This window comes from Halalkalibacter akibai JCM 9157, from assembly GCF_000513135.1.
Lineage (GTDB): Bacteria > Bacillota > Bacilli > Bacillales > Bacillaceae_D > Halalkalibacter > Halalkalibacter akibai.
On record NZ_BAUV01000089.1, the window covers coordinates 1 to 7,656 of the forward strand.

Genomic DNA, 7,656 nt, shown 5'->3' on the forward strand with positions numbered 1-7,656 from the left:
CCTCAATAGTTCAAGAAAAGGTCTTCATAAGGTTGATGAAGACCGAAATGAAGCGCATTAATTCAAGAAAAGGTCTTCATGAGGTTGATGAAGACCGGAATGAAGCGCATTAGTTCAAGAAAAGGTCTTCATAAGGTTGATGAAGACCGAAATGAAGCGCATTAATTCAAGAAAAGGTCTTCATAAAAGCCATGAAGACCTTTTGGAGGTTCATAAAAACCAGAAAAGGTTTTCATTACGCCCTAAAAGTGTACAGAAATCCGAACAACCATTAACAAACTCACTAGCGCTCAATTAGTACAGCTCTCACCGGACAACCGTCAGCACCTTCTATTTTTAATGGCAATGCAATTAATTCATAGCAACCAGGTTGAACATCAGTTAAAACTAAACCTTCTAAAATAGCTATATCATTTTTATGTAATGCATGATGAGCGTCTAACGTCTTGCTGTCGAGTGGGTCTACTGATGGAACATCAACACCTACTAAACGGATGCCATTAGCTTTTAAAAACGGTGCGATTTCTGCTTCTAGAAAAGTAATACTTTCTGGGAATTTAGTCTGGTCAACCCAGGAATTTGTTTTAAATAGAATCATTTCAATTTTGTTGAATTCTATATCAGAGATCGTCTGAAGTGAAATAGATGATGTGCTTCTTACATCGACAACTAAAGCTGTTCCTATATAGGAATTTAGTGGTAATTGCGAAACACGACTACCGTCATTTGAGAAATGATATGGAGCATCAATATGAGTACCTGTGTGTGCGCTCATTGTAAACGTTCCGACGTTAACCGAACCACTTTCTTCTTTCGTCCAATTCAATTTAAAGGAAAAAGGAGTATCACCAGGCCAAACGGGAGTGTTATTGCTCAATGTCTGAGATATATCAATAATTTTCATCTTAGGCTCCTTTCAATGTCAACGAACTTGTACTAATCCCTTCACCACATAAATATGCTTTATCAAAGGGGATGGGAGGGGAAAGATGACAACAGGTTTATTACTTTTTTTTATTGCAGCAACAATCCTATTTGTTTGCTATTATGTCGTGATTGTCGGTAATCGTCAAGGAGATAAAATGAGTGTGATGATGACGGCTATGGCTGGTGGGATGATGGCAGGGTTACTCTTTGGGACAATAATGGGAATTTTACTCAGAGGTGACTTCGTTCAATCAACAATACTAGGAATGGTGATTGGGATGACAATCGGTGCTTTTCTTGGGATGCCAGCTCACTTAATTACCTTATTAGAAGGTATGCTTGCCGGATTAATGGGCGGGATGATGGGAGCAATGGTAGGAGAAATGGCGACGGTTGGACAAGAAGATTCTTTATTAAAATTTTTATTTATGATTAGTTTAATTGTGTTGTTGTTTCTTCTTAGGTTGTTTGATCTTAAAACGAACTCGAATATTATTCAATTTATAAAAAATCCGCTTTTAGCTTTATTGCTTGTGTTATTTATCTTTTTAGCACTTGAAAAGATAGGGTCATTAATTCCGGAAGAGCAAATGAATCCAAATTCTCACTTTCATTCAGTACTTGCTTACCACATACATTGACAATCATTCCTTTTTGTATGATAGTAATTGCATAGACAAAAAAATGAGAGGAGACTTGCCGATGGGTAAAGAAATTGAATTGAAAATGGCAGATCATCGAAATTCACGTGATAAAGAACAGATCGTTAATCGGTTAAAACGAATTGAAGGGCAAGTCCGCGGGATTCAAAACATGGTAGAATCAGACCGCTACTGTGTAGATATTTTAATTCAAATTTCAGCTATTAACGCAGCGATGAAAAAAGTTAGTTTACAGCTGATGGAAAATCATACAAAGCACTGTGTAGCAGGTGCGATTCAAAGAGGAAACGGAGAAGAGGCTATCGCTGAACTTATGGACGTAGTGGAGCGATTAACGAAAACATAAGATTACTTTTTTGTTCGTTGCCTACCTAGGGGAGTATGGTAAGATGGAGATGACAAATAAGAAAAGGTGATGACGACATGGAAACAACCGCTTTTGAAAAAGAAGTACTACAAGTAAAGGGAATGTCTTGTAATCATTGTGTATCAGCTGTTGAAGGAAGCGTAGGAAAACTTAACGGAGTAAAGTCTGTTGCAGTTGATCTTGCAAATGGAACAGTAGAAGTTTCTTTCGATAACAAATTAATTGCACTAGAAGCTATTAAAGAAGAAATAGAAGAGCAAGGGTATGATGTTGTTTAAAACGTGCCATTTTGGCACGTTTTCTTATCTATCATATATATTAGGGGGTAATGGTTAATTAGGGGGAGTTTCTAATGGCAAAAGAAAGAGAACTTACATTTGCGATTTCTGGTATGACTTGTGCAGCTTGTTCAACAAGAGTTGAAAAAGGAATTGCTAGGATGTCAGGTATTGAAGAGGCGAATGTGAATCTAGCAACAGAAAAAGCTACCATTCGTTTTAACCCAGAAGAAGTAACAGTAGAACAAGTAACGGAAAAAGTAGAGAAATTAGGATACCACGTTAGACAATTACACGTTGATTTTAACGTGACGGGTATGACTTGTGCAGCTTGTGCCAATCGGATTGAAAAAAAGTTAAATCGAATGCTGGGAATTCAGGAAGCGACAGTTAATTTGGCGCTTGAAACAGCTTCTGTTTATTATTTGGACGGCGCAGTAGATGTCCCAAGTATGAGAGCTGAGGTAGAGAAAATTGGATTTGGATTAAAAGAGAAAGCCGATACATTTGATCAAAAGAACGCAAAAGAACAAGAAGCAGAGAAACAATTAGGAAAGTTTCTATTTGCTTTGATTTTGACACTACCTTTGGTTTGGGCCATGGTTACACATTTTGAGTTTACGGCTTTTATTTGGATGCCTGATATGTTTATGAATCCCTGGGTTCAGTTAGCTTTAGCAACCCCTGTACAGTTTATTGTCGGAGCGCAATTTTACGTTGGAGCATATAAGGCACTTAGAAATAAAAGTGCCAATATGGATGTGCTTGTTGCTCTTGGTACAACAGCTGCGTATGTTTATAGTATTTATCTTGGTATTGAAGCGATGCAACTTGGAATTACAATGCCAGATTTGTATTTTGAAACATCTGCAGTGATTATTACTTTAATTGTATTAGGAAAGCTTTTTGAAGCTCGAGCAAAAGGAAAAACAAGTCAGGCCATTCAAAAATTACTTGATTTGCAAGTGAAAACGGCTACGGTTATTCGTAATGGGCAAATGATTTCTGTTCCTCTTGAAGAGGTTAAGGTTGACGATCATCTCTTTGTTAAACCTGGTGAAAAAATACCTGTTGATGGGATCGTCATCGAAGGACACTCTGCAGTTGATGAATCAATGATTACAGGTGAAAGTATTCCGGTTGACAAAGGAGTAGATGACGCTGTAATTGGATCAACCATCAATAAAAATGGGTCAATCACGATGGTGGCAAAAAAGGTAGGGAAAGACACGGCTTTATCACAGATCATTAAAATTGTTGAGAACGCACAAGGATCAAAGGCAAACATTCAACGGATGACAGATAAAGTATCTGGTATATTTGTTCCAATTGTTGTCGTTATCGCAGTTCTTTCTTTTATTATCTGGTATTTCTTTGTTACACCAGGAAATGTTGGAGCAGCCCTTATTCCAACGATATCAATTTTAGTAATAGCCTGCCCTTGTGCTTTAGGGTTAGCAACACCCACATCTATTATGGCAGGTTCGGGTCGTGCAGCAGAATTAGGTTTGCTTTTTAAAGGTGGAGAACATTTAGAGAATACAGGGAACATCCAAACGGTTGTTCTTGATAAAACGGGGACCATAACAAAAGGGGAACCAACGACAACTGATTTTATTTCTGAGGGTAACATCGAAAAAAACACACTGCTACAACTAGTAGCGTCAGTTGAACAAAAGTCTGAGCATCCATTAGCTCAAGCTGTAGTTACGTATGCTGAAGAGATGGAGATTTCACTGCTTACAGTCGAACAATTTGAGGCTATTCCTGGACACGGTGTTCAAGCAGTCGTTCAAGGGAAGCGTTTATTAATTGGTACAAGAAAGCTTCAAGAAGAAGCTGGAGTTTCATTTGATCATGCCCTAGAAAAAATGCGTTCACTAGAGTCAGAAGGTAAAACAGCGATGCTGATCTCTATTGATGGTAGCTATGAAGGATTAGTAGCTGTAGCAGATACGATTAAACCGACTTCAAAACAAGCGGTAGAGAGGTTACGAAAGCTCGGTCTAGAAGTGATTATGCTAACAGGTGACAACAAGCGAACCGCCGAAGAAATTGCTAAGCAAGTAGGGATTGAGAAAGTGGTCAGTGAAGTTGTTCCTGAACAAAAAAGTGACATTATTACACAACTGCAACAAGAAGGAAAGAAGGTTGCTATGGTCGGAGACGGATTAAATGATGCGCCAGCTCTTGCAGTTGCTGATATTGGTATGGCCATCGGTACAGGAACAGACGTCGCAATTGAAGCAGCCGACATTACGTTAATGCGTGGGGATTTGAACAATGTAGCGGATGCTATCATCATGAGTCGAAAAACGATGGTTAATATTAAACAAAATTTATTTTTTGCTTTCGTTTATAACTCCATCGGGATCCCGATTGCTGCAGTTGGATTACTTGCTCCGTGGGTAGCAGGCGCTGCGATGGCTTTTAGCTCCGTTTCAGTCGTGTTAAATGCTTTAAGACTTCAAAAGACGAAATTTGAAGTGAAAGGATCGGTGACGGAATCATGACAAAAACGGTAAGAAACTGGGTCGTATCAGCGTTTGTAATCTTATTCGCTGTCATCGGAGCCTATTATATTTTTCAGGGAGAAGAGGGAGCAGATCATAGCTCCCCTCATTCTGATCATTCTAGTCACGATGAACATTCTCATGATGCGAACGAAAATTCTGTTAAGCCGACAATAGACATTGAGGTAATTTACACAGACACAGCCCTGGCCATATCATTAGCAGATGAAGATGGAAACATGCCAGAATTAATGCTTACACACGAGAAATGGATGCATCTTATTGTGATAAATGAGCAATTAGATACATTCATCCATCTACATCCTGAACAATTAGATGATGGAACATTTTATGTTGAATATGCGCTTGAACCGGATCTTTATCAACTGTTTGTTGATATAAAGCCTATTAACAGTCCATATCAACCAGAGCCTATTGAATTAAATCTCAATGCGGAGGCTACGCATCAGCATGCACATCTTACTAATGAGGGAACGAACGTAAAAGAAGTGGATGGGATTATAGTTGAGTTAAACCACGATGATATCAAGGCGGGGGAAACGGTACCTCTAATATTTGATCTGACAAATGCAACGCCAGAGCCTTATTTGGGAGCCCTAGGTCATGTCGTTATTGTCGATGAACAGCTTACTAATTTTATTCATGTTCACCCTCAGACAACTGATCAAACCGTATTTCACGCCTTTTTTGAAAATGCGGGGATGTATAAAGTTTGGTCAGAATTTAAAGTTGATGGAGTTGTTCATACCTTTTCATATATAATAGAGGTAGAAGAATGAGGCTGAGACATAAAAGGTTTATTTTTAATAACTAGAAAGACGAACGTAAAGCTGGTTTCAGCGTAGCAATCGCTCCGGAAATATACTTCGCTTTCCGCGGGCGGCTGGTGAGCCTCCTCGTGCTTACGCACTACGGGGTCTCACCCTTGCCTTTTGATCCCGCAGGAGTCTACGTATATTTCTTCCGCTATGGCTCTGCATCGTTCGCATGCTCATTTAAACACTTTTGTTTTGTCACAGCCCCTTAATAAGGAGACTTAAACATGAGTAATCAAGGTTCGGTACGTTCTAATATTCAAGCAGGCATAGAAGTCGACATTGTCTTAAAACAAGATCAACGGAGTGGTAAATTAACTAGAGGAATAGTAAAAGATATTCTGACAAATTCTGCAAACCATCCACATGGAATAAAGGTGCGTTTAACAGACGGTCAAGTTGGAAGAGTAAAATCAATAATTACAAAATAAGGCTATGTAACGGTTAACTCATTATTTAGAGTTCATTATTCAGTGGCCTCATGTAGGATAGGATAGGAAGGGAGAGAACCTCACAGGCAAAGCCGAGGAGGTTCAACATTTCCCTACAGATTGCGAATGCCGAGCTCCATAAAACGAATAAGGCATTTATTCCTCTAACAAAAATATAATCATGTGAATATTCAGAAATAAATTGACAACACTCTCGCTATTCCATACTATAAGTTTAAAAGATGGAAATATAATGAAATAGGGAGAGATGTAGATGTCATCAGATCAGTTTGTAAATTTGGAAACACTGGCAATTCATGCAGGTCAGGAGCTCGATCCAACAACACTTTCGCGTGCCGTACCTCTTTATCAAACAACCTCTTATGGCTTCAAAGACACTAAGCATGCTGCTAATCTATTTTCTTTAAAAGAGTTTGGGAATATTTATACTAGACTAATGAATCCAACAACGGACGTGTTCGAGAAACGAGTGGCGGCTTTAGAAGGTGGAGCGGCTGCGTTAGCGACTGCTTCTGGACAAGCGGCCATTACTTATTCGATCTTGAATATTGCTGAGGCCGGGGACGAAATTGTCGCAGCGTCTAGTTTGTATGGAGGTACGTACAATCTTTTTTCTACTACTCTCCCAAAGCTTGGGATTAACGTTAAATTTGTAAACCCTGAAGATCCCAATAATTTCACAGAAGCAATAACTGAAAAAACAAAAGCCATCTATGCGGAAACAATCGGGAATCCGAAAGGTGATATTTTAGATATTGAAGCTGTTGCACAAGTGGCACATGATCACCAGATTCCGTTAATCGTAGATAACACATTTCCTAGTCCGTATTTATTGCAACCACTTAAACATGGAGCTGATATCGTTGTCCATTCTGCAACTAAATTTATTGGAGGCCACGGTACTTCAATAGGAGGAGTTATTGTAGACAGTGGAAAGTTTGACTGGAGTTCCACTAGCAAATATCCTGGGTTGACGACACCAGATCCAAGCTATCATGGTGTGGTTTATACGGAGCGGTTGGGCCAATTGCATATATTATTAAGGCAAGAGTCCAGTTATTACGAGATTTAGGAGCAGCTATTTCTCCTTTTAACTCCTTTTTATTATTACAAGGATTGGAAACGCTTCATTTAAGAATGGAACGTCATAGTTCGAATGCGATCAAAGTTGCTCAATATTTAGAAAGCCATGAGAGCGTAGAATGGGTAAGCTATCCAGGCTTAGAAAGTCACCCTTCTTACCATTTAGCAAAGAAATACCTACCTAATGGACAGGGAGCTATTCTAACGTTTGAGATCAAAGGTGGAATGGAAGCTGGTAAGAAGTTGATCCAGTCTGTTCAATTATTTTCGCACCTAGCGAACGTCGGTGATTCCAAGTCATTAATTATTCACCCTGCAAGTACAACTCACCAACAGTTATCAGCACAGGAACAACTAGCAGCTGGAGTAACTCCTGGTCTGATTAGGTTATCAATTGGTACAGAGAATATTGATGATATTTTGAAAGATCTAGATCAAGCTATAAAAAATGGCTAAGTGGAACAACCAAGAGTATAAATGATAGAATTTACTTAAGAGACCACTAAAAGATACTTACGTTCTTAGTCCGTTTTTCATT

The 7,656-nt window shown here is 38.9% G+C and carries 7 protein-coding genes and 1 pseudogene; 7 read left to right on the forward strand and 1 reads right to left on the reverse strand.

Annotated elements, in window-relative coordinates; genetic code table 11:
* Window positions 1-283: 283 nt before the first annotated feature.
* Window positions 284-904: an arylformamidase gene (gene kynB / locus JCM9157_RS22300; RefSeq protein ID WP_035668546.1), complete on the reverse strand. Its 621-nt coding sequence runs from the start codon at window positions 902-904 to the stop codon at window positions 284-286.
* Window positions 905-989: 85 nt separating this feature from the next.
* Between kynB and JCM9157_RS22305 the strand changes: the two genes are divergently transcribed.
* From JCM9157_RS22305 to JCM9157_RS22335, 7 genes and pseudogenes are all read left to right on the forward strand, one after another.
* On the forward strand, window positions 990-1,568 hold the full coding sequence (locus JCM9157_RS22305) for a hypothetical protein (protein WP_035668548.1): 579 nt from the start codon (window positions 990-992) through the stop codon (window positions 1,566-1,568).
* Window positions 1,569-1,629: 61 nt separating this feature from the next.
* Window positions 1,630-1,935, forward strand: a complete 306-nt coding sequence (locus JCM9157_RS22310) for a metal-sensing transcriptional repressor (RefSeq protein ID WP_035668550.1) — start codon at window positions 1,630-1,632, stop codon at window positions 1,933-1,935.
* A gap of 77 nt (window positions 1,936-2,012) precedes the next feature.
* The gene (copZ, locus tag JCM9157_RS22315) at window positions 2,013-2,234 is read left to right on the forward strand and encodes a copper chaperone CopZ (RefSeq protein ID WP_035668552.1); all 222 of its coding nucleotides are present in this window, start codon (window positions 2,013-2,015) and stop codon (window positions 2,232-2,234) included.
* Window positions 2,235-2,308: 74 nt separating this feature from the next.
* Window positions 2,309-4,747 (forward strand): heavy metal translocating P-type ATPase, encoded by a 2,439-nt coding sequence (locus tag JCM9157_RS22320; protein ID WP_035668554.1) that lies wholly within the window; start codon window positions 2,309-2,311, stop codon window positions 4,745-4,747.
* Window positions 4,744-5,547: a DUF8832 domain-containing protein gene (locus JCM9157_RS22325; RefSeq protein WP_060475454.1), complete on the forward strand. Its 804-nt coding sequence runs from the start codon at window positions 4,744-4,746 to the stop codon at window positions 5,545-5,547. The genes JCM9157_RS22320 and JCM9157_RS22325 overlap by 4 nt, the downstream gene beginning before the upstream one ends.
* A 263-nt stretch (window positions 5,548-5,810) precedes the next feature.
* The gene (locus tag JCM9157_RS22330) at window positions 5,811-6,014 is read left to right on the forward strand and encodes a YwbE family protein (protein WP_035668556.1); all 204 of its coding nucleotides are present in this window, start codon (window positions 5,811-5,813) and stop codon (window positions 6,012-6,014) included.
* Between the two features lie 274 nt (window positions 6,015-6,288).
* Window positions 6,289-7,574 (forward strand): annotated as a pseudogene (locus tag JCM9157_RS22335) (homocysteine synthase).
* Window positions 7,575-7,656: the final 82 nt, after the last annotated feature.